Raw genomic sequence first — 25,163 nt, forward strand, 5'->3', positions numbered from 1 at the left:
CACCCCGCCGATCCTCCACCGACGATGACGAAGTCGTAGTTCTGCAAGGTCATGGGGTTCCTGCCGTATCTCTCGGCAACCGGGCAACCGTGACGTCGACGGCGAGTTTCATCAAGTGAAACGCGAACCGTATGGCGCAACAGTCTCCGGCTGCTCCGATGGAGCGTCAAGAGAGCTCGTCACGGAACAATCTCCCCCGGAGTGTTGTGGGTTACGCAACACCGTGCGTAATCTGAAACAAGTTCGCCGCCTCCGCACGTCCTGCGTCAGGGAGGAACCCGCCGATGCCCGACCAGCTGCCGGAGCACCCCGACTGGCTGTGGCGCACACCCGATCCGAAGCCGTCCTACGACGTCGTCGTGGTGGGCGCCGGCGGCCACGGCCTGGCCACCGCCTACTACCTCGCCCGCAACCACGGCATCACCAACGTCGCCGTGCTGGAACGCGGTTGGCTGGCCGGCGGGAACATGGCCCGGAACACCACGATCATCCGCTCCAACTACCTGTGCGAGGAGAGCGCGGCGATCTACGAGCACGCCCTCAAGCTCTGGGAGGGCCTGCCGGAGGAGCTGGAGTACGACTTCCTCTTCAGTCAGCGCGGCGTGCTCAACCTCGCCCACACGCTCCAGGACGTCCGTGAGGGGATGCGCCGCGTGGGCGCCAACCGGCTCGGCGGCGTCGACGCCGAGTGGCTCGACCCGGACGAGGTCCGGGCCTTCTGCCCCATCGTCAACACCTCGCCCGACGTGCGCTACCCCGTGCTCGGTGCGACGCTCCAGCCGCGCGCCGGGATCGCCAAGCACGACCACGTCGCCTGGGCCCTGGCGCGCAAGGCCGACGAGTACGGCGTCGACCTGATCCAGAACTGCGAGGTCACCGGCTTCGTGCGGGACGGCGGCGGCCGGGTCGTCGGCGTCGAGACGACGCGCGGCCGGATCGGCGCCGGTCGGGTCGCCCTCGCCGCGGCCGGACACACCAGCACCCTCACCGACCTGCTCGGCCTGCGGCTGCCGATCCAGAGCCACCCGCTCCAGGCGCTCGTCTCCGAGCTGCTGGAACCCGTGCACCCGACCGTCGTGATGTCCAACCACGTGCACGTGTACGTGAGCCAGGCGCACAAGGGCGAGCTGGTCATGGGCGCGGGCATCGACTCCTACAACGGCTACGGCCAGCGCGGCTCGTTCCACCAGATCGAGCACCAGATGGCCGCCGCACTCGAGCTGTTCCCGATCTTCGGCCGCGCCCACGTGCTGCGCACCTGGGGCGGCATCGTCGACGTCACCCCGGACGCCTCGCCGATCATCGGTCCGACGCCGGTCGAGAACCTCTACGTCAACTGCGGCTGGGGCACCGGCGGCTTCAAGGCGACGCCCGCCTCCGGCTGGGTGTACGCCGACACCATCGCCCACGGCCGGCCCCACCCGCTGGCCGAGCCCTTCGCGCTGGAGCGGTTCACCACCGGCGCGCTCATCGACGAGCACGGCGCCGCCGCCGTGGCGCACTGAAAGCTTCCAGGAGGACGCATGCTGCTCATCGCCTGCCCCTGGTGCGGGGAGCGCGACGAGACCGAGTTCCACTACGGCGGACAGGCCCACGTCGCCCACCCCGCCGACCCCCACGCGCTGACCGACGCCGAGTGGGGCGCCTACCTCTTCGTCCGTGACAACCCCAAGGGCGAGTTCGCGGAGCGCTGGGTGCACAGCGCGGGCTGCCGTCGCTGGTTCAACGTGGTCCGGCACACCGTCACCCACGACATCTCTGCCGTCTACCCCGCCGGGCAGCCCCGGCCCAACGAGCAAGGCGAGGGGACCGCATGAGCAACCGTCTGGCTTCGGGCGGCCGGGTGGACCGTTCCTCGCGGCTCCGCTTCACCTTCGACGGCGTCGAGTACACCGGGCTGCGCGGCGACACCCTCGCCTCCGCGCTGCTCGCCAACGGCGTCCTCGCCGTCGGCCCGAGTCTGTACCGCGAGCGGCCGCGCGGGATCGTCACCGCCGGGGTCGACGACCCGCACGCGCTCGTGCAGCTGGAGCGCCCGTTCTCCGAGCCGATGCAGCTCGCCACCACCGTCGAACTGTGCGAGGGGCTCGCCGCCACCGGCCTGCGGGGCCGTGGTCGGCTCGACGAGGCGTCCGACGAGGCCAGGTACGACAAGACGTACCTGCACACCGACGTCCTCGTCGTCGGCGCGGGCCCGGCCGGCCTTGCCGCCGCCCTCGTGGCCGGGCGCTCCGGCGCGCGGGTCGTCCTCGTCGACGACCAGCCCGAGCTCGGCGGCTCGCTGCTCGGCGGGCGGGAGGAGATCGACGGGCGCCCCGCCCTCGCCTGGGTCGACGAGGTGCGCGCGGAGCTGGACGCACAACCGGAGACCCGGGTGCTCACCCGGGCCACCGCGATCGGCTACCACGACCAGAACTACCTGCTCGTCGCCGAGCGCCGTCCCGACCGGCCGGGAGGCGGCGGACGGCTGTGGCACTTCCGGGCCCGCCACGTCGTGCTGGCCACCGGCGCGCACGAGCGCCCCCTGGTCTTCGCGGGAAACGACCGCCCCGGCGTCATGGCGGCCGCCGCCGTCCGCTCCTACCTGAACCGATACGCCGTTCTGCCCGGCGGTCGCGCGGTGGTGTTCACCACCGGTGACAGCGCCTACGCCACCGCGCTGGAGCTGGCAGCGGCGGGCGCCGAGGTCCCAGCCCTGGTGGACACCCGTCCGGAGCCGCCCGTCGCCCTGGTCGAGGCCGCGCGTGCCGCCGGGATCGAGGTGCTGGCCGGGTCCGTCGTCGTCGGTACCGAGGGCGGGGCACGGCTCACGGGCGTGCGGGTCCGCGCGCTCACCGCCGACGACGAACTCACCGGCCCGGTCCGCGAGGTGGCGTGCGACCTGCTCGCCGTCTCGGGCGGCTGGAGCCCGGCGGTCCACCTGTGGAGCATGGCCCGCGGCACCGTCCGCTACGACGAGGCCCTCGCGGCCTTCGTCCCGGACCGGGCGGCGCAGCACGTCCGGGCCTGCGGTTCGGGCCGGGGCCGCTACGACCTGGCGGGCTGCCTCACCGAGGGGCTCACCGCCGGGGCCGAGGCGGCGACCGCCGCCGGATTCCCCGTCACCGCCCCCGCGACGCCGCCCTGCACGGGCGACGAAACCCCTGCGCCGCCGCGTCCCGTCTGGCTCGTCCCCGGCGAGGAGGGCGACCCGTCGGGCTGGCGCGACCACTTCGTCGACGCCCAGCGCGACGCCACCGTCGCCGACGTGCACCGGGCGATCCGGGCCGGGATGCGCTCCGTCGAGCACATCAAGCGGTACACCACCATCGGCACCGCCCACGACCAGGGCAAGTCCTGCGGCGTCGCGGCGATCGGCGTCATCGCCCGGCTGCTGGGAGCAGGCTCGCCGGGGGAGGTCGGCACCACCACCTTCCGCGGGCCCTACGTCCCGGTCTCCTTCGCGTTGCTCGCCGGACGCGAGCGCGGGCCGCTCTTCGATCCCGTGCGCACCACGGCCGTCCACCCCTGGCACGTTCGACGCGGCGCGGTGTTCGAGAACGTCGGCCAGTGGCACCGCCCGCGCTACTACCCGCGCCCCGGCGAGGACATGGACGCCGCCGTGCTGCGCGAGTGCCGGGCGGCCCGGGAGGGCGTCGCCATGATGGACGCCTCGACTCTCGGCAAGATCGACGTGATCGGCCCCGACGCCGGGGCGTTCCTGGACCGCCTCTACACCAACGGCTTCGCCAAGCTGCCGGTGGGCTCCGCCCGATACGGCGTCATGTGCCGGGCCGACGGCATGGTCTTCGACGACGGCGTCACCGTGCGGCTCGCCCCCGACCACTACTACCTCACCACGACCACCGGCAACGCCGCCGCCGTCCTGGACTGGATGGAGGAGTGGCTGCAGACCGAGTGGCCCGAGCTGCGGGTGCACTGCACCTCGGTCACCGAGCAGTGGTCCACGGTGGCCGTGGTCGGCCCCCGCTCCCGCGAGGTCCTCGCCGCGCTGGCGCCCGACCTGGACGTCTCCAACGAGGGCTTCCCGTTCATGACGGTCCGGGACGCCGTGCTCGCCAACGGCGTGCCGGCCCGGATCTGCCGGATCTCCTTCTCCGGCGAGCTGGCCTACGAGATCAACGTGGCGAGCTGGTACGGGCTCGCGGTCTGGGAGGCGGTGTTCGCCTACGGTGCGCACGCCGGGATCACGCCCTACGGCACCGAGACCATGCACGTGCTGCGCGCCGAGAAGGGGTACCCCATCGTCGGACAGGACACCGACGGCACGGTCACCCCGCAGGACCTCGGCATGGCGTGGATCGTCGCCCGGCACAAGGACTTCGTCGGCAAGCGTTCCTTCGGCCGGGCCGACTCCGCCCGTGCCGACCGCAGGCACCTGGTCGGGCTGCTGCCCGTCGACCGCGCCGAACTGCTGCCCGAGGGCACGCAGCTGGTCGCCCCCGGAGCCGATCTCGCGGCGGTTCCCGTGGACTCGCTCGGCCACGTGACCTCCAGCTACCGAAGCGCCGCCCTGGACCGCACCTTCGCCCTCGCGCTGGTGCGCGGTGGCCGGGACCGGATCGGCGACACGGTCCTGGCACCGCTCCCGGACGGCCGCACGGTCGCGGCGACCGTCACCGAACCCGTGCTCTTCGACCCGAAGGGAGCCCGCCGTGACGGTTGACGGCTTCGCCCTCGCCCATCTGCGGCGCAGCCCGCTCGGCCACCTCGCCGACCGGTTCGCGGCGAGCTCCGTCCCCGGCCCGGGCGGCGTGCGGCTGCGCGAGCTCCCCTTCCTCACGCAGCTGAACCTCCGCCTCGACCCCACCGGCCCGGCCGCCGCCCGCGCGGCCGAGGCGCTGGGCGCGCCGCTGCCCACCGGCGCCTGCCAGGCGGCCGGGACCGGAGCGCTGCGGGTGCTCAGGCTCGGACCGGACGAGTGGCTGGTCGTCGGCCCGGACGGCGCCGCCCCGACGCTCGGAGACACGCTGCGCCAGGCCCTCGGCGAGGAGCCGGGTTCGGTCGTCGACGTCTCCGCGAACCGCACCACCCTGGAGCTCGCCGGCCCCTCCGCCCGCCCCGTGCTGGAACAGGGCTGCTCCCTCGACCTGCACCCGCGCGCCTTCGGCCCGGGCCGCTGCGCCCAGACGACGGTCGCCAAGGTCCAGGTGGTCCTCGACCAGCTCGACGACGAACCCTGCTACCGCCTGCTGGTCCGCGACTCCTTCGCGCAGTACCTCGCGGACTGGCTGCTGGACGCGGCGGGGGAGTCCCAAGCCCCTCTTCTTGCGTCCCAAAGTGCAGGTCAGAGCGGTGGGAACGCGATGAAACGCTGAGACGGGGATCAAGGTTGCCAACCAAAGCCGACGTCCCGCAAGGTGGTTGGACCAGTGCGTGTCCGAACCACGGGGGAGTTCGTCCCCTGTGGCCACCTCGGCTGAGGAGCCAGCAACCATGACCGTCAAGTCCCGCATGACCACGGCCGCCACGGCCGCTGCCGTCGCCGTCGCCACCCTGGGCCTCGGCCTGGGCACCGCCACCGGTGCGCATGCCGCCGCCCCCTACGACAACAACTGCGCCTACTACAGCACCAGCGAGCCGATGCTGGGCTACGGCTCCGCCGGGGCGCCCGTGAAGGCCCTGCAGTGTCAGCTGAACATGACCGTCCGGGGCGTGAACCTGGACGTCGACGGCATCTTCGGGCAGAACACCTACAACGCGGTGAAGAAGTTCCAGGGCTGCGACCACCTCGCCGTGGACGGCGTGGTCGGCCCCAACACCTGGGGGCAGCTGGACTCCTGGTCCGACATCGACACCTCCGCCAACTACGTCTGCTGATCCCCTCGCGCCGACCCCGTCCGGTCAGACCGCCTGCGGGTAGTCGAAGAAGCGGGTCGGGTCGTAGCGGTGCTTGGCGCGCACCAGACGGGGGTAGTTGGCGCCGTAGTAGGCCGAGCGCCAGTCCCTCAGCTCGGGGTCGGGGAAGTTCTGGTAGGACTGCGCGGGCGGCGCGGCGCTGAAGATCGCGTCGTAGAAGCCGTCGAGCCAGGCCAGGTTGGCGTGGACGGTGGCGGGGTGGTCGTGGTCCGCCCAGGAGGTCTCGGCGGCGAAGACGAAGACGCCGTCGCGGTGCACGAAGGCGGTCGCACCCGGCGGCACCCTGTTGATCTCGCCGCCGAGCCCGAACATCGCGAACCCGGCGCCGTCGTCGTTGCCGCTGCCCGGCCAGGCGCGCAGCAACTCGGCCGCCGCCGCGACCTGGCGTTGGCTCAGCAGCGCATGGCGTCCGAGAATCGCCGACTTGGCGGCGAACCGGTCCACCGGCGTGGTGGCGCTGAGGAGGCCGCTCGCCTCCGCGGGCGTGACCTCGCGGACCGCCGCGCGGTTGCGGGCGCGTTCCTCGGGCGTGCCGAGGGCCAGCAGCGGGGTGAGGATGTCGCGCAGTTCGCCGATGGTGCCGTAGTGCTGTCCGATCACGTTGACGTTGGCGTTGCGCTCGATCTGCTGCCGGGTCCGGCCCTTGGTGCCGATGCCGAGGCGGCAGTGGAACCGCCGGTCGTCCGCCCTCTCCAGGGCGGTCCGCTGCATGGCGGCCATCACCGGCAGGACCGAGTCCAGGCTCCAACGGAGGCTGTAGAAGCCGACGTCGCCGTGGAACTTCTCGTACCGGAAGGTGAACGAGGTGTGCACGCCGAAGTTGTTGCCCGCGCCGCCGCGGCAGGACCAGAACAGCTCCGGCTCGGTCCGGTGGTCGGCCGTGACGACGCTGCCGTCGGCGAGCACCACGGTGGTGGCGGTGAGCCGGTCGCAGGTCAGGCCGAACATCTTGTCGCTGAACCCGATGCCGCCGCCCAGCACCAGGCCGGCCACGCCGACGGTGGGGCAGCGGCCGGTGGGCACGAACATCCCTTCGTTCTCCAGCAGCGGGTGCAGGTCGCCGTTGGTGACGCCGGCCCCGACGGTGAGCGTGCCCGCGTCGTGCACGACCTCGATCGGCCCGTAGCGGCGGCTGCGGGCGCTGCCCGGCCGGGGGTCGGCGGTGATGGACTTCATCCGGGCCATGTTGAGCAGCAGCCCGGTGGTCGTGGAGTAGCCGGCGTAGTTGTGGCCGAGCCCCGAGCGCGGCACCGCGGGCAGCCCGACCTCACGGGCCCACCGGATCGCCGTGCTGACGTCGCCGGTGGTCGCGCAGGCGACGATCCCCGCCGGGCGGATCCCGGCGTAGCGGTGGTTGAAGGGGAGCGCGAGCGGCGGATAGGCCGGGTCGTTGGGTCGGTAGAGCGACGCGCCGGGCGAGAGGGCGGCGGCCAGCCGCCTCCAGGCGCGGGCGGGTACCTTCTCGGCCGGTCCGGGGGCGTCGGCGACCGCGGGAGGAAGCCCGCCGAGGGCCGCCGCGCCCACCGTGCCCGCCGCGCCGAGGGTTCCCACGGCGGCCGCACGCAACACGTCCCGTCTGTCGATCACTGTGGCCGCCTTCCGTACCGCCGGAGACCCGGACGTCTCCGGCATGCGCTTTAAGACCGTGTACGGACAAGTGGCCGCTCTGTCCACGCGCCGCACGGGTCCGCCTGCGGAGATTCACCCGCACGCCCTCCGTTCCGGCGCCGGGCGACCCGGCCCTCTGCCGTCGGCGAATCTGCGGCGGGCAGAGAAACGGTCGCTCGGGGGCGCGCCGGGTCAAGAGTGGAGGCGACGGCATCCCCGCCTCGACCAGGAGACCTGATGGCCCCACTCACCACGCTCGCGCACCCCCTCCCAGCCCGTGCGGAGCAGGGCGACACCCCGCCCAGCCGCTTCGACGACCACCTCGCGGCGCAGCTGCTCGACCAGCGGATCATCGTCCTCGGCACCCAGGTCGACGACGTGTCCGCGAACCGGGTGTGCGCGCAGCTGCTGCTGCTGTCCGCGGAGGACGCGCGCACCGACATCAGCCTGTACGTCAACAGCCCCGGCGGTTCGGTGACCGCGGGTCTCGCCATCTACGACACCATGCGGCTCATCCCCAACGATGTCTCCACGCTGGCGATGGGCTTCGCCGCCAGCATGGGCCAGTTCCTGCTCACCGTGGGGGCGCCCGGCAAGCGGTTCGCGCTGCCGAATGCGCGGATCATGATGCACCAGCCCTCGGCGGGCATCGGCGGCACCGCCTCGGACATCGAGATCCAGGCGGAGAACCTCCAGTTCACCAAGAAGGCCATCGAGCGGATCACCGCCGAGCACACCGGACAGAGCGAGGAGACGATCGCCCGGGACGGCGACCGGGACCGCTGGTTCACCGCCGAACAGGCCAGGGAGTACGGGATCGTGGACCAGGTGGTGGAGTCGCTGACCGACATCCGCCCGGCCGCCTCGCGCCCGCGGATGGGGTTGTGACATGGGGTCGTACACGGTTCCCTACGTGATCGAGCGGACCGCGCAGGGCGAGCGCTCCTTCGACGTCTTCAGCCGGCTGCTGAACGAGCGGATCATCTTCCTCGGCACCGAGATCGACGACGGCATCGCCAACGTCGTCATCGCGCAGCTCCTGCACCTGGAGTCGGCGAACCCGGAGCGCGAGATCTCCCTTTACCTCAACTCGCCCGGCGGATCCTTCACTTCACTGATGGCCATCTACGACACGATGACCTTCGTCCAGGCGCCGATCTCCACCTTCTGCGTCGGCCAGGCGGCCTCGACGGCGGCGGTGCTGCTGGCCGGGGGCGACCCCGGGCGGCGGTTCATGCTCCAGCACGCACGGGTGCTGCTCGGCCAGCCGGCCAGCGGCGGCCGCCAGGGGACGGTGTCCGACCTCAGCCTCGCGGCCAAGGAGATGGTCCGGATCCGCTCGCAGGTCGAGGAGGTCCTCGCCCGGCACACGCACCACGACGTGGCGACGCTGCGGGCGGACATGGACCGCGACAAGGTGTTCACCGCCGCGGAGGCCGTCGACTACGGCCTCGCCGACGAGGTGCTGAACCGGCGGCTCGCGTTCGTCTGACCCGCACGCCGCGGTCACCAGGGCTGTCGGACCGGCCTCCAGCGGCGGTCGGTCCGACAGCGGGTCGGGCGTCGGGCCCGGCGGCCGGTGGTCAGGCGGCGAGGCAGAGGCCGTCGTGACGCGCCGGGGGCGAGGTGCGGCCCCCGCCGGCCAGCGGGCTGACCCGGCCCATCCGGTTCCTCGCGTGCCGGGCCAGGTCGTCCTGGGCGAGCGAGAGCAGATCCGCGAGGCCGAGCCCCAGCGCGCCCGCGGCGGCCGCGATCACCTCCGAGGAGGCCTCCTTGCGTCCGCGCTCCAGCTCCGACAGGTACGGCATCGAGATGCGCGCCGCGTCCGCGACGTCCTTCAACGTGCGTCCCTGACCGAGCCGCTCGCGCCGCAGCACGTCGCCGACGACGTCGCGCCAGAGCGGCTCCCTCGGTGCGGGCGCGCCCTGCGGCCCCGTCGGTCGCTGCGGGGCGCGGGCCGGTTCGCCGGCGCCGGAAGGCGGGGTCTGCGGACGCGGGCGCAGGGGGACGACGCGGCGTTCGTTCGGCGCATGCATGCTCACCCCTTCAGCGTAGACAGCCCGGACGCCGGGGGAAGGGAACGGTGTTCTGCCCTGCGAGAAGTCCCTTTCCGCCGCCGTCCCACGCGCCCCGGAGGGCATTACACCTCTCTTACACCCCCTTGCGTAACGGCGACTGCGGGCCTTCTCGGCGGCAGTCTGTTCCCCACCCGAGCGAAAGGGAGCAGACATGCCCGGCATACGACGCACGGTCGGCAGGGTTCGTTCGGAGCGGCACAGGCGCCGTCTCCTGTTCGGCTTGCCGTTAGCTCTGACCGTGGTCGTCGGCGGAGGCCTGGCCTTCGCCGACGTCACCCCGACGCCCCCTCCGGTCACCGGTGCGACGGCCGCGCCCACGAACTGGGGCGGCGTCACCACCCAGACGGCCACCAACGCCCCGTCGATGACGAGCAGCAGCGTCATCGCGGCGAACATCTCCTTGTCCACCGTCAAACTGAGCAGCGCCTTCAGCTATCTCTCGCCGGGCGGCAACGGGATGCCGCAGTGGACGCCGACGGTCACCGCCGTCGCCCCCAACGGCACGCTGGAGGTGGCCTGGCAGGCGGCGAACGCCGTCCACGTCACCCCGGTCGACCGCTGGCTCCACCGGACCGGCCCGGACACCGTCGTCACCGGCGCCCACGAGATCGGCGGCCTGGTCGCGTTCAACGACGGCTTCGCGCTGCTCACCCGCTTCGCGGACCACAACCGCTGGGGCGAGACCGCCGCCGAGCTGATCCGGGTACGCGACCGCCACGTCGTCTTCGCCGTCAAGCTGACGGGCCCCGCCAGCCACGACACCGCCCCCATGCTCGACGGCAGGCTCAGCTGGAACGGCAGCCGCTACGCCGCCGTGTTCACCGTGCACGGGGCCGGCGGCTCCGAGAACGGCCGGTGGGGCGACAAGATGGTCTACGTCGACGACTCCGGACGGATGCTGCCCGGCGGCCGTTCGTGGGGGTGCCGCGGCGACGCCGGCCGCACCCTCGGCTGGTCCGGCTCGTCGGCCGCGTACAACTGCTACGACGACGGAACCGCCGCCGGTTCGGCGTTGACGAGCGGCGACGACATGGTGCAGGCAGGAAACGGGAGCTGGGTGACCGCGCTCTCGTCCCTGGGACCGGTCTCCTACCGGAAGAACGTCCTCACCTGGAAGATCACCCCGCGCTGGAGCACCGACCAGGCCGTGCTGTTCTTCGTCAACCCCGCTGCGCACAGCGCGCGGTCCGTCGTGCTGACCAGCACCCCGGGGACGCAGAACGTCAACGTCCACGTGGCGCCCTACGGAAGGACGGCACTGCTGGTCAGCTGGGAGTCCGTCAAACACGGGACCTTCACCGGCACCCACTTCCGGCTGGTCGACCTCAGCGGCCGGTTCCTCACCCCGGACCTCGTGCTGGACGTGCACATCTCCGGCACCATCACGGTGCTGGCCAACGGCGACCTGGTCTGGGCCTTCGTCCGGCAGACCCCCGTCTACGGGCACCGGATGAGCCGGTGGCCGACCGTCACCTCGCTGTTCCTCGCCCGCCTGCACGTGAGCCTCACCGGGACCTCGGCCTCCCCGACCCCGAACCCGACACCGAGCATGACCCGTCCCCCCACGCCGACGACGACGCCCATGCCCACGACCTCGCCGACGACGATGCCCAGCCTCCCCGCGGCACCGTCCACGGCCGTGGGCACGCACTTCTGACCGCCCCGCCCGACCAGCGGCCCCCGTACCCCCGCGGGGGCCGCTCCCTTTCCCGACGGCCGAGCATGCCGACGGTATGACGGCTGGTCAGCAGGCCTTTTCCGCAACCCGAACGGTTGCGCGGGATCGATTACCGATTCCTAACGTGCGGGCTTCGGAACGGGGCAACCCGTGGTTGATCTGCGAGGCTCGCCGCCGGGGGGAACGCATACGGCACACCAGGCTCCGGCACCTCACCGGTCACAGGAGCCAAGTGGATCGCGGCCCACAGTCGTTGGGCCGGATTGGAGTTGAGTCGCACATGCGCCACACGGACAGGCCCCAACACGCGCGCTTCACACCGGACCGACGTCGTCGGCGTCGCGGGAGGAGGTCGACCTGGATAGCCCTGGTGGTCGGACTCCCCCTGGTCGCCGGAGGTCTGGCCACCGCCCTGGCGGCGAACAACCAGCAGGCGGCCGCGGCCCCCAACCCCAACTGCACCCTGGTCGTGCCGCCGAACCCGCTCAGTGCCAAGGGCCTGGCCACCCCGTACAAACTGGTGGCCACCGACGCGGCCGCGGGCCCGTGCAACGAGGCCAACGCCAACCAGTCCGCGTTCGTCGAGGCCGCCATCGTCGCGCCGGGGGGACAGGTGACCCTGTACGACCCGCTGGTGATCGACAAGGGCACCCAGCCCGCCGCACCGACCACGCCCGCCACCGTCCCGGCGGGATCGACGGTGGGGATCTGGTTCGGCTTCAACGGCACCAACCTGACCCTGAAGAGCACCGCCGGCACCAACTCCCTGGGCCAGGGCCGGTGCGTGAACGGCCTGCAGGGCTCGATCTTCGGCCAGTTCGCCGACTGCAACGCCCCGGCCTTCTTCCGCAACGCGAACCAGCAGATCGCGGCGAACCAGCTGCAGGTCCCCGCTGCAGGCACCGCCAAGGACGGGCTGCCCTGCCCGACCACCCGCGACTTCTCGGTCGTCGACCAGGACCAGAGCGACAACGTGGTCACCCACTACCTGGCCACGGCGAACGGCCAGATCGCGCAGAACAACGCGGCCAACAAGGCCGCGTTGCAGAACCAGCAGCTGGTGGACCTGGCCAACGGCAGTGACAACCTGCTGCTGACCCAGTTCATCGACCCGACCCTCGGCTGCACCCCCTGGACCCGGCCCGACCAGTCCAGTGACGGCATGGCGGCCGGCGCCCTCCCCCTGGACGAGCTCTCCGCGGCGGCGAACCAACAGGCCCCGATCGCGCTGGTCCCGGTGAACGACCCGATGACGCTGAACAACAACAACGCCAGCAACACCAAGACCAACCTCTACCGCGCGGGCGTCGACATGAACCCGATCGGCGCGGCCGACAACGCCAGCGGCACCAGCTACTGCCAGAACCTGTTCGGCAGTCCGATGGGCATCCAGCGCGTCTTCAAGGACCAGGCCATCTTCATGAACGGTCCGTCGGTCGACGCGGCCATGGCCAACAACCTCTTCACCTTCCTGGCCATGCGCGCCAACCAGAGCTTCACCAACCTCAACTGCGGCGGTCTGCTCAACGTGGCCAACCCGATCACGCTGACGACGGACGGCAACGGTGTGGTGATCAATGCGACGTTCACCCCGCTCGGCCAGACGCCGACCGCAGCCGCGTCCGGCGCGGCGACCCCCACCGCGACCTGCCCCGTCGCCTCGCCGACCACCGCACCCGGCAGCACCGCCACCGGGGCCGCCGGCATGACGGCCACCACCTCGGCGTCCGCCTCCGCCCCCGCGCCGATGTCTCCCTCCGCCCCTGCCTGGATGTCGGCCTCGGCGTCCGCGTCGATGTCCGCCTCCGCTCCGGCCCCCGCCTCGATGTCCGCGTCCGCCCCCGCGTGGATGTCGGCCTCGGCGTCCGCGTCGATGTCCGCGTCCGCCCCGGCGTCCGCCTCCCCGTCGGCCCCGGCGGCGTCCTGCGGCTCTCCGGTACCCGTCGCGACCAACACGGCTGCGGGCGGCGCCCCCATCCCGACCGCGTCCGCGACCGGGACCGGCCGGCACCACCATCACATGAGGTGGTGACCCGGGCGTGGCCGCCCCGCAGGCACGGGACACCCCCGGGTGTCCTCCTCCCCCCTGCGGCGGCGGCCCCGCCGTCGGCATCCCTGGACACGCGGCGGCTTGGGCCGAACGGGCGAATTCGCCGCGGTCCCTGGGTGTTTCCCGGGCCCGAGGGGGCCGGGCGCGCCGTTGGCTGGCAGGTTCAGGCAACAGCCTCCTGATGCCGAGAGGAACCCCCATGACGCCCCCGACCCCTGTCGTCTTCGTCCACGGGCTGTGGCTGCACAGCAGCTCCTGGCAGCCGTGGATCGACCTCTTCCGCCGCGAGGGCTACGACCCCTCCGCCCCGGGCTGGCCGGGTGACCCCGACACCGTCGCGGAGGCCCGGAAGCACCCGGAGAGCATCGCCGACCACGGGATCGACGAGGTCGTCGACCACTACGCGGCCCTGATCGCCGAGCTTCCGGCCCCGCCGATCCTGATCGGCCACTCCTTCGGCGGCATGATCGCGCAGAAGCTCCTCGGCCAGGACCGTGGCGCGGCCGCGGTCGCGATCGACGCGGCGCAGATCAAGGGCGACCTGCCGCTCCCCCTCTCGGCGCTTCGGGCCACGCTGCCGGTGTTCAGGAACCCGGCCAACCGGCACCGCTCCGTCTCGCTGACCGCCGAGCAGTTCCGCTACGCGTTCGGCAACGCGATCTCCGAGGACGAGTCCGCGGAGCTCTACGAACGCTGGACCATCCCGGCCCCGGGCAAACCCCTGTACGAGGCCGCCGCGGCCAACTTCAACCCGCACTCGGCGGCCAAGGTGGACACGGAGAACTCCGGCCGCGGCCCGCTGCTGCTGATGTCCGGCGGCAAGGACCACACCGTCCCGGAGTCCGTCGTCCGCGCCACGCTCAAGCAGTACCGCCACTCCGACGCCGTGACCGAGATCATGACCTTCCCGGACCGCGGCCACTCGCTGACGATCGACGGCGGCTGGCGCGAGGTCGCGGACGCCACGCTGACCTGGCTGCGTCAGCAGGACCTCGGGGTGCCGCAGTGACCGTCTCCCCGTTCGACCTGAGGCTGGCCGGGCAGACCGTCGTGGTCACCGGGGCGGGGCGCGGCATCGGACTCGCCGTCACCACGGCGTTCCTGGCGGCCGGGTGCACGGTCGTCGCCGGGAGCCGCCGGCGCACGGAGGGGCTGGACCGGCTGCTCCGGCAGAGCGCCGACCTCACCGTGGTGGAGGTCGACCTGGCCACCCCCCAGGGCCCGGCCGAGCTCGTCGCCGCCGCGGTCGCCGAACACGGGCGCATCGACGTGCTGGTGAACAACGTCGGTGCGGTCCGGCCGCGCCTCGACGGCTTCCTCGCCACCACCGACGCGGACTGGGAGTGGACTTTCGCGGTCAACTTCACGGCGGCCGTGCGGGCCACCCGCGCCGCCCTGCCCCACCTGGTCGCCACCGGCGCCGGCCGGATCGTGACCGTCTCCTCCGTCAACGCCCGCCTGCCCGATCCGCTGGTCATCGACTACTGCGCGGCCAAGGCCGCGCTGTCGAACTTCTGCAAGGCGCTCTCCAAGCAGCTCGGACCCCAGGGCGTGCGCGTCAACTGCGTCAGCCCCGGGCCGGTGGAGACGGCGCTGTGGAAGGGCGAGGGCGGTATGGCCGCGACCGTCGGCCGGAGTCTCGGCGTGGATCCCGCCGACGTCGCCGGAAACGCGGCGGCCCAGGCGGCCACGGGCCGCTTCACCACACCGGCCGAGGTCGCCGACCTCGTGCTGTTCCTCGCGAGCCCGCGCTCAGGAAACGTGACCGGCGCGGACTACCTGATCGACGGCGGCCTGGTCGACGCTCTCTGACGGACCGTCATGGACTGCCATGGCGAAGTCCGTCGGCAGAGGTTCGGTGAGGCCAGAGGCGAGGCCCCGCCCTTCCACGTCCACACGCGCGAGGACGAGGTGCTCCTCCTGCTCAACGGCGAGGCCCTGGTGTGGCCGGGGACGAGCGCCACGAGTTGTCCGAAGGCGTCGTCGTCCACCTGCCCCAGGACATCCCCCACCGCTACCGCATCACCTCCGACCGCGCGGACCTCCTTGTGGTCACCACGCCTGGGGGCATCGAGGAGACGGTCCGGCACGCCGGACGTGACATCACCCCCCCGCCCCGACGGATTCGGGATCACCAAGGAGATACTCGCCGAAGCCGCCGCCCTGCGCGGCAACATCCTCCTCGGACCGCCTCGGTGGGCGGGGGGTGACGGCGGCTCACCAGGCGACGGGCAGCTCCTCGACGCCGTAGACGGCGGCGTCCGTGCGGTAGCGGATCTGCTCGGCAGGGACCGCGAGGCGCAGCCCCGGCAGGCGCCGGATCAGGGTCTCCAGCGCGATCTGCAGTTCCAGTCGGGCCAGGGGCTGGCCCAGGCACTGGTGCACGCCGAACCCGAAGGCGACGTGCCGCCTGGCGTCGCGGCCGACGTCCAGTTCGTCCGGCGAGGCGAAGACGGAGCCGTCCCGGTTGGCGGTGGAGAGCATGCAGATCACTCCCTCCCCGGCTGCGATGGTGGTGCCGCCGATCTCGGCGGTCTCGACCGCGACCCGGACGGTGCCGCCCTGGACGATGCTCAGGAAGCGCAGCAGCTCCTCGACCGCGCCCTTGATCAACGTCGGATCCTTCCGGAGCCGGGCGAGCTGGACCGGGTCGCGCAGCAGCGCCAGGGTGGACAGGGCGGTCATGTTCGCCGTGGTCTCGTGGCCGGCCACGAGCAGCAGCAGGCTCATGGCGGCCACCTCCGAACGCGTGAGGTCCCCGCGGGCGAGCAGCCGGCTGATGATCCGGTCGTCCGGATCCTGCGCCTTGCGCTCCGCCAACTCCTCCAGGTAGGCGGAGAGTTCGTCGCGTGCGCGGCGCACCTGCTCGGCCGTGCTGTGGTTGCGCAGCAGGATCCGGCTGCGCTCCTGGAAGAAGTCGTGGTCCTGGTACGGCACGCCCAGCAGCATGCAGATCACCAGGGACGGCACCGGCAGCGCGAACTCCGCGACGAGATCGGCGGGCGGGTGGTGCGAGGTCATCCGGTCGAGGAAGTCGTCGACGATCCGCTGGACCTCCGGCCGCAGCGTCTCCACCCGCTTGATGATGAAGTCGCCGGTCAGCATGCGCCGGTACCTGGCGTGTTCGGGATCGTCCATCCGGATGAAGGACGGGCTCTCCGCCGCCAGCTCCCGGCGACCCTCGCTGAGGAAAGGGAAGCCGGCGTTGCGTGCGTCGGCGCTGAACCGCCGGTCTCCCATGACGGCGCGGACGTCCTCGTGCCGGGTGACGAGCCAGGCGTGGGAACCGTCCCAGAGCGAGATCCGGCTGACCGGCCGCTCCAGGGCCTCCTGGTAGGCGGGTGGCGGCGCGAACGGGCAGCCGCCGCGCGGGGCCGGGAAGGTGATGGCGTCGATCGGCTCCACAGTGGTCACGAGTGGTTCTCCTCCACGCTTCCGCGGCCGGGCGGCGCGGATGGTGGGCGCCGCCGGGCCGCTCAGGACTCCTGTACGGAGATGGCCCGGCCCGGGCAGATGGCTGCCGCCGTGCGCACGGCGGACCGCAGCTCGGCCGGGGGCAGGGGCAGGACCAGCAGGACGACCCCGTCGTCCTCGGACTGGTCGAACACCTCGGGGACGGCTGCCACGCACTGCCCGGAACTACAGCACCGGTCCGGGTCGACACTGACACGCATGGCGGACCTCCAGGTCGATGGCATGAGCATGCACCCAGCTCCGTCGCCAACGTAGTCCAGGTCCACCCGTAGGTGTAGTACGCAACGGCCCTCGGGAAGACATTGGCCGGAAATGCTCCGTGCCCGTCCCATGCCCGGGATCGGGGGCGTAGCCTGCCGCAGGAGTCACCGACGGCTCCGACGAGCCGCATGAGGTCGATGCCGCGCGGCTCCCACGAGGTCGAGGAGTGGATCGCCCGGGTGTCAGGTTCCGCAGCGGACCGCTGAGTCCGGCGGCCGGCTCACCGGGTCGGTTCGGGCACCTCCTGCTGCGGGGTGTCGGGAGCGGCCGACGCGGCGACCAGGCCCGTGGTGTGCTGCGCCGTCAGGAACAGCGGGTGGGCCAGGGTCTGGCGCAGGAAGTCGAGCGTGGTGCGCACACCGGGGCCTGCCACCTTGAACTCGCTGAGGGCGCGGTCCATCCGGGTGATGGCCTGGGACCGGTCGGGGGCCCAGGTGACGGTCTTGGCGAGGAGGGAGTCGTAGTGCGGGCCGACCCGCCAGCCCGGGTAGGCGTGGGTGTCGACCCGGACGAACGGCCCGCCGGGCGGCACGAACTCCACCAGCTCGCCGGGGGCGGGCGCGAAGTCCCGGGCCGGGTCCTCGGCGTTGACGCGGCACTCCAGGGCCACGCCGTGGCACCGGACGTCGCTCTGGGTGAACGACAGCGGCTCCCCGGCGGCGATGGAGATCTGCTCACGGACGATGTCGATGCCGGTGACCAGCTCGGTGACCGGGTGCTCCACCTGGAGCCGGCAGTTGATCTCCATCAGGTAGAACTCGTGGTCCTGGGTCACGACGAACTCGAAGGTCCCGGCGCCCACGTAGCCCACGGCTCTCGCGCCGCGCACCGCGGCGTCCCACATGGCCTCCCGCACCCGCGCGGGCAGGTTCGGCGCAGGGGACTCCTCGACCAGCTTCTGATGCCGCCGCTGCACCGAGCAGTCACGCTCGCCGAGATGCACCACCGACCCGCTGCGGTCGCACAGCACCTGCACCTCGACGTGGCGCGCGTCGTCCACGTAACGCTCCAGGTACAGCCGGTCGTCGCCGAAGACAGCGCGGGCGTGCGCCCGGGTCTCGTTGAAGGCGGAGCGGAGCGCCGCCGGTTCCCGCACCACGGTCATGCCGCGCCCGCCGCCGCCGGAGACCGCCTTGAGGATCACCGGATAGCCGGTCTGCTCGGCCAGGTCCTGTGCCTCCGCGGCGGAGCTGAGCGCGCCGGTGCTGCCGGGCAGCACGGGCAGTCCCGCCTCGCCCATCACCCGGCGGGCCTCGGCCTTGTCGCCGAGCTGCTGCATCACGGCCGCGGGCGGCCCGATGAACACGATGCCGTCGGCCTCGCAGATCTCGGCGAAGTCCGGGTCCTCCGACAGGAACCCGTAGCCGGGGTGGATGGCCTGTGCGCCGGTCTGCCGGGCGGCCTCGACGATCGAGGGGATGTTGAGGTAGCTGTCCTTGGACGGCGCGGGGCCGATGTGGACGCTCTCGTCGGCGAAGCGCACCACCGCAGAGTCGCGGTCCGCGGAGGAGTACACCGCGACCACCCGGATGCCGAGCTCCCGGCAGGCGCGGGCGACCCGCAGTGCGATCTCTCCGCGGTTGGCGACCAGGATTGTCGAGAACAAGGGGACCACCATCTTCTTCGCTGTGCGGTGGCGGGCCGGCCGATGGCCGGCCCTGGGGAGCGAGCCTGGATGCGGCTGCGACGCCGCGTCAGCCGCGTCAGACCTCCTGGTCCACGGGGACCGGCGCGAGGGCGATCAGGCTCTGGTCGAACTCCACCGGCTGGGCGTTGGAGACGATGAGCTCGACGACGCGTCCGCCGACCTCCGCGGTGACGGTGTTCATCATCTTCATCGCCTCCAGCACGCCCACCGGCTGCCCCGGCTCGATGAGGTCGCCGACGCGCACGAACGGCGGCGCGTCCGGGGAACTCGCGTGGTAGAACGTGCCGACCATGGGGGCCCTGACGAAGCTGTGCAGGTCGTTCATCGGCTCGTCCGGCTGTTCCGCGTCGCCGGTGACCACCACCGGAACCGGTCCGGCGACGCCGGGCAGCGGATCCGGCCACTCGATCTCGACGCTGGCCTGCCCGTCCTGGAGCCGGATCCGCCGCGGCGGTTCGGGCGCGGACCTGGCCAGTTGGGCGAGGCCGCGGCACACCGCGTCGAGCAGCGCGCCGGTCCCGGAGGCGTCGGCGGCCTCCGCGTCGGTCGTGCCCGCTCCGGCAGTCTCCGGGCTGTTCTGCGGTCGCTCGTCGTCGGTCCTCACGGGGCTTCCTCCTTCGTCTTCGTCGCTCGGTTCGGTTCCTCACGGCCGAACTGGTGGAAGCGGTCACGGCGTGCGCGCACCAGGCGCTGCGGCTCCCACGGGTCCAGCTCGTCGAGCGCGCACTGGAGGGCGGCTCCGAGCAGCTCCGCCGCGCGCGCGGGGTCGGTGTGGGAGCCGCCCGGGGGCTCCGGCACGACGCCGTCGACGACGCCGAGACGCAGCAGCTCGGCCGCGCCCACACGCAGGGCGCAGGCTGCTTCGGTCGCCGCCTCGGGGTCCTTCCACAGGATCGCCGCGCACCCTTCCGGGCTGATCACCGAGTAGATGCCGTTCTCGCAGATCAGCACCCGGTCGCCGACCGCCAGGGCCAGCGCTCCGCCGCTGCCGCCCTCGCCGGTGACCACGGCGATGATCGGGACCGGCAGCCCCGCCATCAGGCGCAGGTTCTCGGCGATGGCCATCGCCTGGCCGTTGCGCTCCGCGTCCGGGCCGGGATACGCGCCGGGGGTGTCGATCAGCGTGACCACCGGCAGGCCGAGCTTGGCGGCCATCCGCATCAGCCGTGCGGCCTTGCGGTAGCCGCCGGGGGTGGGCATGCCGAAGCTGCGGCGCTGACGCTCGGCCAGTTCGCTGCCGCCCTTGTGATGGCCGATCAGCATGACCGGTCGGCCGCCCAGCCGGCCCGGACCGCCGACCACGGCGGGGCAGTCCTCGCCGATCCGGTCGCCGTGCAGCTCGTGGAATCCGTCGAGCAGGTGCGCGGCGTAGTCCAGCGTCGTGGGCCGTTCGCAGTGGCGGGCCAGTTCGACGGGCTCCCACGGGTCCGTCCCCTCGATCCGGTCGGCATGGCGCAGGATGTGGTCGCCGCGGTCGGCCGCGTCGTCCGCTTGGCCGGCCGGAGGATCGGGACGGCCGTCCTGCAGCGCGAGCAGCTGGGCCAGCACGGTGCGCTGGGCCGCCCGGGGCACGATGTCGTCGATCAGGCCGTGCTGCAGCAGGAACTCGGCGGTCTGGAAGCCGGGCGGCAGCGTCTCGCCGATGGTCTGCTCGATGACCCGCGGTCCGGCGAACCCGAGGCGCGCTCCCGGCTCGGCCAGGATGACGTCCGCCAGGGTGGCGAAGGAGGCCGCCACCCCGCCGTAGGTGGGATCGGTGATCAGGGAGACCACCAGGATCCCGGCCTCGTCCAGCTCCGCCAGCGCCTGCGCGGTCTTGGCCATCTGCATCAGCGACAGCGCGCCCTCCTGCATGCGGGCCCCGCCGGAGGCGGTGACCAGCAGCAGCGGCGTCCGCAGCTGCAGACTGGTCCGCGCGGCCTCGGTGATCAGCGCGCCGACGCTGCAGCCCAGGCTGCCGCCGAGGAAGCGGAAGTCCATCGCCGCCGCGACCACCGGCCGGCCCTCGACGGTGCCCTGCACGCAGACCACGGCGTCGTGCAGACCGGTCTCGGCGCGGGCGTCGAGCAGCCGGTCCGGGTAGGGCCGGGTGTCGGTGAAGTCGAGCGGGTCGTGGACGGCGTCGACGTGCGGGATCGGCTGGGCGGAGCCCGGATCGAGCAGCTGGTCCAGCCGCTGGTGCGCGGTCAGCCGGGCGTGCGTCCCGCAGTCCGGGCACACCCGTAGGGAACGGATGAACCGTTTGTCGTAGATGAGCCGGACGCATTGGTCGCAGCGGATCCACGCGTCACCCGGAGTTCGGACATCGACCATGGTGCTTCCTTCCCATCTGCCGGCGGTCGCCGGTGGCTGCAGCGCCGCGCGGGGCGGGCGGGTCAGCTCGGGGTGCGCTCCCAGCGGTAGAACTCGCGGGCCATCGCGTCCTTCGGTTCACGCCAGGTCTCGGGGTCGTAGGCCTGGACGTAGGCGGCGAGCCGCTCGCTGATGCCGCGGAACTCGGGGTGGTCGTGGAACCTGGCCACCTGGGGGCCGGGAGGCTGGTCGGACTCGACCAGATGCAGGTACAGGTCGCCGAACTGGAACAGACTGCGACCCGTGACGCCGATGAGGCCGGGCAGTTCGCCCCGGTCGGAGGCGGCGAAGGCGGCGGCGATGTCGTCGGCCGAGTCGGGCTTCATGCGGGCGATGATCAGTGCGCGGTGCATCGTCGGGGTTTCCTTGTCTCACATGCTGCCGGGCCGGCGCGTGCGTCGGCCGAGGCGGGGGTCAGTCGGGCAGCGGCGCGGTCGGGCGCCAGCCCATCTCCTTGGCACGGCGTTCGACCTTGTCGCGGATCACGTCCATCTGCACGCGGCTGTTGCGGTTGATGAGATCGGTCATCGCGAGGTCGTCCACGGGTGCGGTGGGCTTCATGGCGAAGTCCTGGATCCAGCGCATCGAGGTGCCGCCGGCCAGCTCCTGGTACTGCCAGACGATGTTCATGTGCGCGAAGGGGCCGGTCTCCACCCGGTGCGCGCGCACCGTCAGGCCGGACCGGTCCGTCTCGCGCTGGGAGACCCAGGACCACACCTGGCCGTTCTCGTCGGGGTGCATGGTCAGCCGGAAGGTCACCCGGTCGCCCGCGCGCTCCAGCACGTCGACGGAGGCGTACTCGGTGAAGAGAGAGGGCCAGCCCTCCAGATCGTTGGTCAGCTCCCAGGTGAGGTCCACGGGGGCGGCGATGGCGACGGTGTTGTCGGTGTGTCCGGTCATTCTCAGGCTCCTTGGGTGAGCTGCTCGTTGACGACGGTCAGGAAGGCGCGGGGGGTCTTGCACATTTCCGGCTCGCCGCCGATCGAGCGGTCGTAGCGCTTCTCCAGCTCGGAGACGATGCCGAGCAGGCCGAGCGAGTCGAGGTCGAAGGTGGCGAACTCGGCGTCGGGCCGCTCCTCCAGGGCCGCGGCGTCGACGTCCAGGCCGGCCCGGCCCTTCATCAGGGTCGCCAGCTCTTCGTAGGTCACGGGGCCGTTCATCGGGACTCCCTTCTCCCGCGCGGCGTTCTCTCCCGCGGGGAGGTCGGATGGGTTCGGTCAGGTGCGGGGTTCCTCGGCGCGGCGCAGCACCAGCGCCGAGTTGCAGCCCATCAGGCCGCGGCTGAGGACCAGGGCGGTCCGCAGCGGTGCGGTACGGGGCTGGTTGGTGACCACGTCGAGGTCGACGCGGACTTCGGCGATGTTCGGGGTGGGCGGGACGATGCCGTGCTCCAGCGCCAGGACGGCGGCGGCGACGTCCAGCGTCGCGGCGGCCGAGAAGGCGCGCCCGAAGCCGGACTTGGGCGCGGTCACCGGGACGTCGGCGGCCCGCGCGCCCAGCGCGTCGCCGAGCGCGAGCGCCTCGGCCTGGTCGGCGGCCGGGACGCCGAGGGCGTCGGCGAACACCACGTCCACCTGGTCCGGTGGGCAGGCGGCCTCCGCCAGGGCGCCCTGGATGGCCCGGGCGAGCCCCTCCCGCGAGTGCTCCCACCCCCGGGTGCCGGTGAACGTCGAGGCGTGGCCGGCGATCCGGGCGCGGGCGCGGGCGTCCCGTTCGCGGGCGGAGTCCTCGCGCTCGACGACGAACATGGCGCCTCCCTCGGCGGGGGAGAAGCCGCAGGCGTCCTCGGTGAACGGGAGGTAGGCCCGGCGCGGGTCGGCGGCCAGGCTGATCTCGGGGTAACCCAGCTGGCAGACCATCGAGTAGGGGGCCAGCGGGGCCTCGGTCGCGCCCGTCACGACGGCACTGGCACCGTTCCTGACGGCACGGCAGGCGTGCGCGAACACGTCTAGCCCGCCGGCCTCGTCGTTGGCCAGGACTCCGCACGGTCCGCGGAAGCCGCCCCGGATCGAGATCTGGCCGGTGCTCGCGGCGTAGAACCAGGCGATCGACTGGTAGGGGCCGACGAAGTGCGGCCCGTGTCCCCACAGCTCCTGGAGCTCGTGCTGCCCGAACTCGCCCCCGCCGGATCCGGCCGCGGTGGTGACGCCGACCGCGAAGGGCGCGTCGGGGTCCCCGGTGAGCCGGGCGTCCTGCAGGGCCAGGTCGGCCGCCGCCATGGCGAAGTGGGTGAAGCGGTCGGTCTGCACCAGGAAGCGGTTCTCGATCAGCCGTTCCGGATCGAAGTCGCGGACCTCGCCCGCGACGCGCAACGGGAGCTCGGTGCACCCCTCGCGGGTGACCCGGTCCAGCGCCACGACGCCCCGCAGGAGGGACTTCCAGAAGGCGTCGCAGCCGTCGCCGTTGGGCGCGATGACGCCCATGCCGGTGATCACGGCGGACCGCGGGGGGAGGTCGCTGCTGAAGGTCATGGCAGACTCCGGTCGGGATGGGTGAGCACCACCGCGGACTGGAACCCGCCGAACCCGCTGCCCACCGACAGCACGTGTCGCAGGTTCTGGCGCCGCGCGCTGCACGGCACGTAGTCCAGGTCGCACTCCGGGTCCGGGGTTCGGTAGTTGGCGGTGGGCGGCACCATGCCCTCGGCGACGGCCAGGGCGCAGGCCGCCAGTTCGATCGCGCCGATGGCGCCCAGGGAGTGCCCGACCATCGACTTGATGGAGCTCATCGGAACGGAACGGGCGTGCTCGCCGAGCGAGCGCTTGACGGCGGCGGTCTCGTGCCGGTCGTTCTGGCGCGTCCCCGATCCGTGGGCGTTGACGTAGTCCACCTCGGTGGGGGAGACCCCGGCCTGCGCGAGCGCGCGGTCGATGGCCTCGGACATCTCCCGGCCCTCGGTGGTCAGCCCGGTCATGTGGTACGCGTTGCCGAAGGTCGCGAAGCCGCTGATCTCGCAGTAGATCCGGGCCCCGCGGGCCAGGGCGTGTTCCCGTTCCTCCAGCAGCAGCACGGCGGCGCCCTCGCCGAGGACGAAACCGTCGCGGTCGGCGTCGAAGGGACGGGAGGCGTGCGCCGGGTCGTCGTTGCGGGTCGAGGTCGCCTTGATGGCGTCGAAGCAGGCGACGGTGATCGGGGAGATGGGGGACTCCGAGGCCCCGGCGGCGATGATGTCGGCCTTGCCCTCGATGATGGTCTCGAAGGCGTGCCCGACCGCGTCCAGCCCCGAGGTGCAGCCCGTCGAGATGGTCTGCACCGGCCCGCGCGCGTCGAGGAACTCGGCGACCTCGGAGGCGAGCGAGCTCGGGGAGAAGGCGCGGTGCAGGTGCGGGCCGGCGGCCCGCGGGTCGACGTCCCAGCGCCCGCCGTGCTCGCTGACCGCGACGTAGTCGTGTTCGAGCCGCGTGGTGCCGCCCACGGCGGTGCCCAGGGACACGCCGCTGCGCCAGGGGTCCAGCCGGGACGTGTCGATCCCGGAGTCCCGCAGCGCCTCGGCGGCCGCGACGAGCGCGAACTGGATGTAGCGGTCGCAGCGTTCGACGGTCTCGGGGTCCAGACCGCAGGCGACGGGATCGAAGTCGCACTCCGCCGCGATACGGGAACGGAACGGTCCCGCGTCGAAGAGGGTGATCCCGCGGGTCGCGGTGCGCCCCGTCGTCAGCAGCTCCCAGAAGGACGGGACGCCTATGCCGCCCGGGGCGACGACCCCGAGGCCCGTCACGGCCACCCGGCGCGTCATGTGCTCGCCACCGGGGCGTCGCCGGAGGCAGCGGGCTCGCTCTCCGTGTCCACGTGCCCGAGGTCGGGCCTCGGCGCGAGCGGGCCCAGGTGGAAGACCATGCGCGCCTGGGAGCCGCCCACGTTGCGGAAGCGGTGGCGCACGTCCCGGGGGATCATCAGTCCCTGCTCCGGGCGGAGCGGGTGCGTCTCGCCGTCCAGGTCCACCTCGAGGTCCCCGGCGACGACGAAGACGAACTCCTCGGAGTACGGGTGGTAGTGCTCACCGATGCGCTCGCCGGGCTCGATCAGGGCGAGGCCCATGAAGCCGCTGGACGAGCCGACCGAGGTCGGGGTGAGCATGGCGCGCAGGTCGCCGCCGCGCCGTCGGTTGGGCGTGGTCTCGGCAAGGCTGACGATGCGTGCGGACGAAGTGGCCAT

General features: G+C 72.5%; 24 protein-coding genes. 11 read left to right on the plus strand and 13 right to left on the minus strand.

The genetic code is table 11. From position 1 onward, the window contains the following. The first annotated feature begins 284 nt into the window (after positions 1 to 284). The 5 genes from TR49_RS30540 (at position 285) to TR49_RS46475 (ending at position 5,820) form a co-directional block, all read left to right on the plus strand. Positions 285 to 1,505 (plus strand): sarcosine oxidase subunit beta family protein, encoded by a 1,221-nt coding sequence (locus tag TR49_RS30540; RefSeq protein ID WP_042387300.1) that lies wholly within the window; start codon positions 285 to 287, stop codon positions 1,503 to 1,505. A gap of 18 nt (positions 1,506 to 1,523) precedes the next feature. Continuing rightward, positions 1,524 to 1,817 carry a sarcosine oxidase subunit delta gene (locus TR49_RS30545; protein ID WP_042387301.1) on the plus strand — a complete coding sequence of 98 codons (294 nt, stop codon included), beginning with the start codon at positions 1,524 to 1,526 and terminating at the stop codon, positions 1,815 to 1,817. Beyond that, positions 1,814 to 4,666, plus strand: a complete 2,853-nt coding sequence (locus TR49_RS30550; RefSeq protein WP_042387302.1) for a 2Fe-2S iron-sulfur cluster-binding protein — start codon at positions 1,814 to 1,816, stop codon at positions 4,664 to 4,666. The genes TR49_RS30545 and TR49_RS30550 overlap by 4 nt, the downstream gene beginning before the upstream one ends. Further along, entirely contained in the window at positions 4,656 to 5,318 is a 663-nt protein-coding gene (locus tag TR49_RS30555) for a sarcosine oxidase subunit gamma (protein ID WP_042387303.1), read from the plus strand. Before TR49_RS30550 ends, TR49_RS30555 begins: the two co-directional genes overlap by 11 nt. 118 nt (positions 5,319 to 5,436) lie before the next feature. Further along, positions 5,437 to 5,820: a peptidoglycan-binding domain-containing protein gene (locus tag TR49_RS46475; RefSeq protein WP_063770213.1), complete on the plus strand. Its 384-nt coding sequence runs from the start codon at positions 5,437 to 5,439 to the stop codon at positions 5,818 to 5,820. 24 nt (positions 5,821 to 5,844) lie between these two features. Here the strand turns inward: TR49_RS46475 and TR49_RS30565 are convergent, their stop codons facing one another. Continuing rightward, positions 5,845 to 7,446 carry an FAD-binding oxidoreductase gene (locus tag TR49_RS30565; protein WP_084725608.1) on the minus strand — a complete coding sequence of 534 codons (1,602 nt, stop codon included), beginning with the start codon at positions 7,444 to 7,446 and terminating at the stop codon, positions 5,845 to 5,847. A gap of 258 nt (positions 7,447 to 7,704) precedes the next feature. On the opposite strand from TR49_RS30565, the gene TR49_RS30570 reads away from it, so the two are divergent. Both TR49_RS30570 and TR49_RS30575 read left to right on the plus strand, forming a co-directional pair. Beyond that, positions 7,705 to 8,355: an ATP-dependent Clp protease proteolytic subunit gene (locus TR49_RS30570; protein WP_042387304.1), complete on the plus strand. Its 651-nt coding sequence runs from the start codon at positions 7,705 to 7,707 to the stop codon at positions 8,353 to 8,355. A 1-nt stretch (position 8,356) separates the two neighbouring features. After that, a complete protein-coding gene (locus tag TR49_RS30575) occupies positions 8,357 to 8,959 on the plus strand; it encodes a ClpP family protease (protein ID WP_042387305.1) in 603 nt (200 codons plus the stop codon). Positions 8,960 to 9,050: 91 nt separating this feature from the next. Here the strand turns inward: TR49_RS30575 and TR49_RS30580 are convergent, their stop codons facing one another. Continuing rightward, on the minus strand, positions 9,051 to 9,509 hold the full coding sequence (locus TR49_RS30580) for a helix-turn-helix domain-containing protein (RefSeq protein WP_042387306.1): 459 nt from the start codon (positions 9,507 to 9,509) through the stop codon (positions 9,051 to 9,053). Positions 9,510 to 9,765: 256 nt separating this feature from the next. On the opposite strand from TR49_RS30580, the gene TR49_RS30585 reads away from it, so the two are divergent. From TR49_RS30585 to TR49_RS30600, 4 genes are all read left to right on the plus strand, one after another. Continuing rightward, positions 9,766 to 11,202: a hypothetical protein gene (locus TR49_RS30585; RefSeq protein ID WP_152627528.1), complete on the plus strand. Its 1,437-nt coding sequence runs from the start codon at positions 9,766 to 9,768 to the stop codon at positions 11,200 to 11,202. A gap of 391 nt (positions 11,203 to 11,593) precedes the next feature. Beyond that, the gene (locus TR49_RS30590) at positions 11,594 to 13,255 is read left to right on the plus strand and encodes a hypothetical protein (protein ID WP_063770214.1); all 1,662 of its coding nucleotides are present in this window, start codon (positions 11,594 to 11,596) and stop codon (positions 13,253 to 13,255) included. Between the two features lie 217 nt (positions 13,256 to 13,472). Further along, complete coding sequence (locus TR49_RS30595) at positions 13,473 to 14,282, plus strand: alpha/beta hydrolase (protein WP_042387307.1); 810 nt, start codon at positions 13,473 to 13,475, stop codon at positions 14,280 to 14,282. Then, positions 14,279 to 15,085, plus strand: a complete 807-nt coding sequence (locus TR49_RS30600; RefSeq protein WP_042387308.1) for an SDR family NAD(P)-dependent oxidoreductase — start codon at positions 14,279 to 14,281, stop codon at positions 15,083 to 15,085. The genes TR49_RS30595 and TR49_RS30600 overlap by 4 nt, the downstream gene beginning before the upstream one ends. A gap of 405 nt (positions 15,086 to 15,490) precedes the next feature. Here the strand turns inward: TR49_RS30600 and TR49_RS30605 are convergent, their stop codons facing one another. From TR49_RS30605 to TR49_RS30655, 11 genes are all read right to left on the minus strand, one after another. Further along, a complete protein-coding gene (locus TR49_RS30605) occupies positions 15,491 to 16,687 on the minus strand; it encodes a cytochrome P450 (protein WP_042387309.1) in 1,197 nt (398 codons plus the stop codon). A 62-nt stretch (positions 16,688 to 16,749) separates the two neighbouring features. Continuing rightward, positions 16,750 to 16,947: a ferredoxin gene (locus tag TR49_RS30610; protein WP_042387357.1), complete on the minus strand. Its 198-nt coding sequence runs from the start codon at positions 16,945 to 16,947 to the stop codon at positions 16,750 to 16,752. 281 nt (positions 16,948 to 17,228) lie between these two features. After that, positions 17,229 to 18,614: an acetyl-CoA carboxylase biotin carboxylase subunit gene (locus TR49_RS30615; protein WP_042387359.1), complete on the minus strand. Its 1,386-nt coding sequence runs from the start codon at positions 18,612 to 18,614 to the stop codon at positions 17,229 to 17,231. A 97-nt stretch (positions 18,615 to 18,711) separates the two neighbouring features. Then, positions 18,712 to 19,260, minus strand: a complete 549-nt coding sequence (locus tag TR49_RS30620; protein WP_052434768.1) for an acetyl-CoA carboxylase biotin carboxyl carrier protein — start codon at positions 19,258 to 19,260, stop codon at positions 18,712 to 18,714. Continuing rightward, a complete protein-coding gene (locus tag TR49_RS30625; RefSeq protein WP_042387310.1) occupies positions 19,257 to 20,969 on the minus strand; it encodes an acetyl-CoA carboxylase carboxyl transferase subunit in 1,713 nt (570 codons plus the stop codon). The genes TR49_RS30620 and TR49_RS30625 overlap by 4 nt, the downstream gene beginning before the upstream one ends. Positions 20,970 to 21,031: 62 nt before the next feature. Then, complete coding sequence (locus tag TR49_RS30630; RefSeq protein ID WP_042387311.1) at positions 21,032 to 21,361, minus strand: TcmI family type II polyketide cyclase; 330 nt, start codon at positions 21,359 to 21,361, stop codon at positions 21,032 to 21,034. Positions 21,362 to 21,422: 61 nt separating this feature from the next. Then, positions 21,423 to 21,908, minus strand: a complete 486-nt coding sequence (locus TR49_RS30635; RefSeq protein ID WP_042387312.1) for an SRPBCC family protein — start codon at positions 21,906 to 21,908, stop codon at positions 21,423 to 21,425. A 2-nt stretch (positions 21,909 to 21,910) separates the two neighbouring features. After that, entirely contained in the window at positions 21,911 to 22,168 is a 258-nt protein-coding gene (locus TR49_RS30640) for a phosphopantetheine-binding protein (RefSeq protein WP_042387313.1), read from the minus strand. Between the two features lie 57 nt (positions 22,169 to 22,225). Next, positions 22,226 to 23,479 carry a beta-ketoacyl synthase N-terminal-like domain-containing protein gene (locus TR49_RS30645; protein ID WP_042387314.1) on the minus strand — a complete coding sequence of 418 codons (1,254 nt, stop codon included), beginning with the start codon at positions 23,477 to 23,479 and terminating at the stop codon, positions 22,226 to 22,228. Continuing rightward, entirely contained in the window at positions 23,476 to 24,744 is a 1,269-nt protein-coding gene (locus TR49_RS30650; RefSeq protein WP_042387315.1) for a beta-ketoacyl-[acyl-carrier-protein] synthase family protein, read from the minus strand. The genes TR49_RS30645 and TR49_RS30650 overlap by 4 nt, the downstream gene beginning before the upstream one ends. Then, entirely contained in the window at positions 24,741 to 25,163 is a 423-nt protein-coding gene (locus TR49_RS30655) for a cupin domain-containing protein (RefSeq protein ID WP_042387316.1), read from the minus strand. Before TR49_RS30655 ends, TR49_RS30650 begins: the two co-directional genes overlap by 4 nt.

This window comes from Streptacidiphilus melanogenes (assembly GCF_000787835.1).
GTDB classification, from domain to species: Bacteria; Actinomycetota; Actinomycetes; order Streptomycetales; family Streptomycetaceae; genus Streptacidiphilus; species Streptacidiphilus melanogenes.

Excerpts from the sequence above, each read along its gene's own strand:
- TR49_RS30540 (WP_042387300.1), top strand. The coding sequence starts at position 285 with ATGCCCGACCAGCTGCCGGAGCACCCCGACTGGCTGTGGCGCACACCC.
- TR49_RS30545 (WP_042387301.1), top strand. The coding sequence starts at position 1,524 with ATGCTGCTCATCGCCTGCCCCTGGTGCGGGGAGCGCGACGAGACCGAG.
- TR49_RS30550 (WP_042387302.1), top strand. The coding sequence starts at position 1,814 with ATGAGCAACCGTCTGGCTTCGGGCGGCCGGGTGGACCGTTCCTCGCGG.
- TR49_RS46475 (WP_063770213.1), top strand. The coding sequence starts at position 5,437 with ATGACCGTCAAGTCCCGCATGACCACGGCCGCCACGGCCGCTGCCGTC.
- TR49_RS30570 (WP_042387304.1), top strand. The coding sequence starts at position 7,705 with ATGGCCCCACTCACCACGCTCGCGCACCCCCTCCCAGCCCGTGCGGAG.
- TR49_RS30575 (WP_042387305.1), top strand. The coding sequence starts at position 8,357 with ATGGGGTCGTACACGGTTCCCTACGTGATCGAGCGGACCGCGCAGGGC.
- TR49_RS30595 (WP_042387307.1), top strand. The coding sequence starts at position 13,473 with ATGACGCCCCCGACCCCTGTCGTCTTCGTCCACGGGCTGTGGCTGCAC.
- TR49_RS30610 (WP_042387357.1), bottom strand. The coding sequence starts at position 16,947 with ATGCGTGTCAGTGTCGACCCGGACCGGTGCTGTAGTTCCGGGCAGTGC.
- TR49_RS30625 (WP_042387310.1), bottom strand. The coding sequence starts at position 20,969 with ATGGTCGATGTCCGAACTCCGGGTGACGCGTGGATCCGCTGCGACCAA.
- TR49_RS30630 (WP_042387311.1), bottom strand. The coding sequence starts at position 21,361 with ATGCACCGCGCACTGATCATCGCCCGCATGAAGCCCGACTCGGCCGAC.
- TR49_RS30635 (WP_042387312.1), bottom strand. The coding sequence starts at position 21,908 with ATGACCGGACACACCGACAACACCGTCGCCATCGCCGCCCCCGTGGAC.
- TR49_RS30640 (WP_042387313.1), bottom strand. The coding sequence starts at position 22,168 with ATGAACGGCCCCGTGACCTACGAAGAGCTGGCGACCCTGATGAAGGGC.
- TR49_RS30645 (WP_042387314.1), bottom strand. The coding sequence starts at position 23,479 with ATGACCTTCAGCAGCGACCTCCCCCCGCGGTCCGCCGTGATCACCGGC.
- TR49_RS30650 (WP_042387315.1), bottom strand. The coding sequence starts at position 24,744 with ATGACGCGCCGGGTGGCCGTGACGGGCCTCGGGGTCGTCGCCCCGGGC.
- TR49_RS30655 (WP_042387316.1), bottom strand. The coding sequence starts at position 25,163 with ATGGCCACTTCGTCCGCACGCATCGTCAGCCTTGCCGAGACCACGCCC.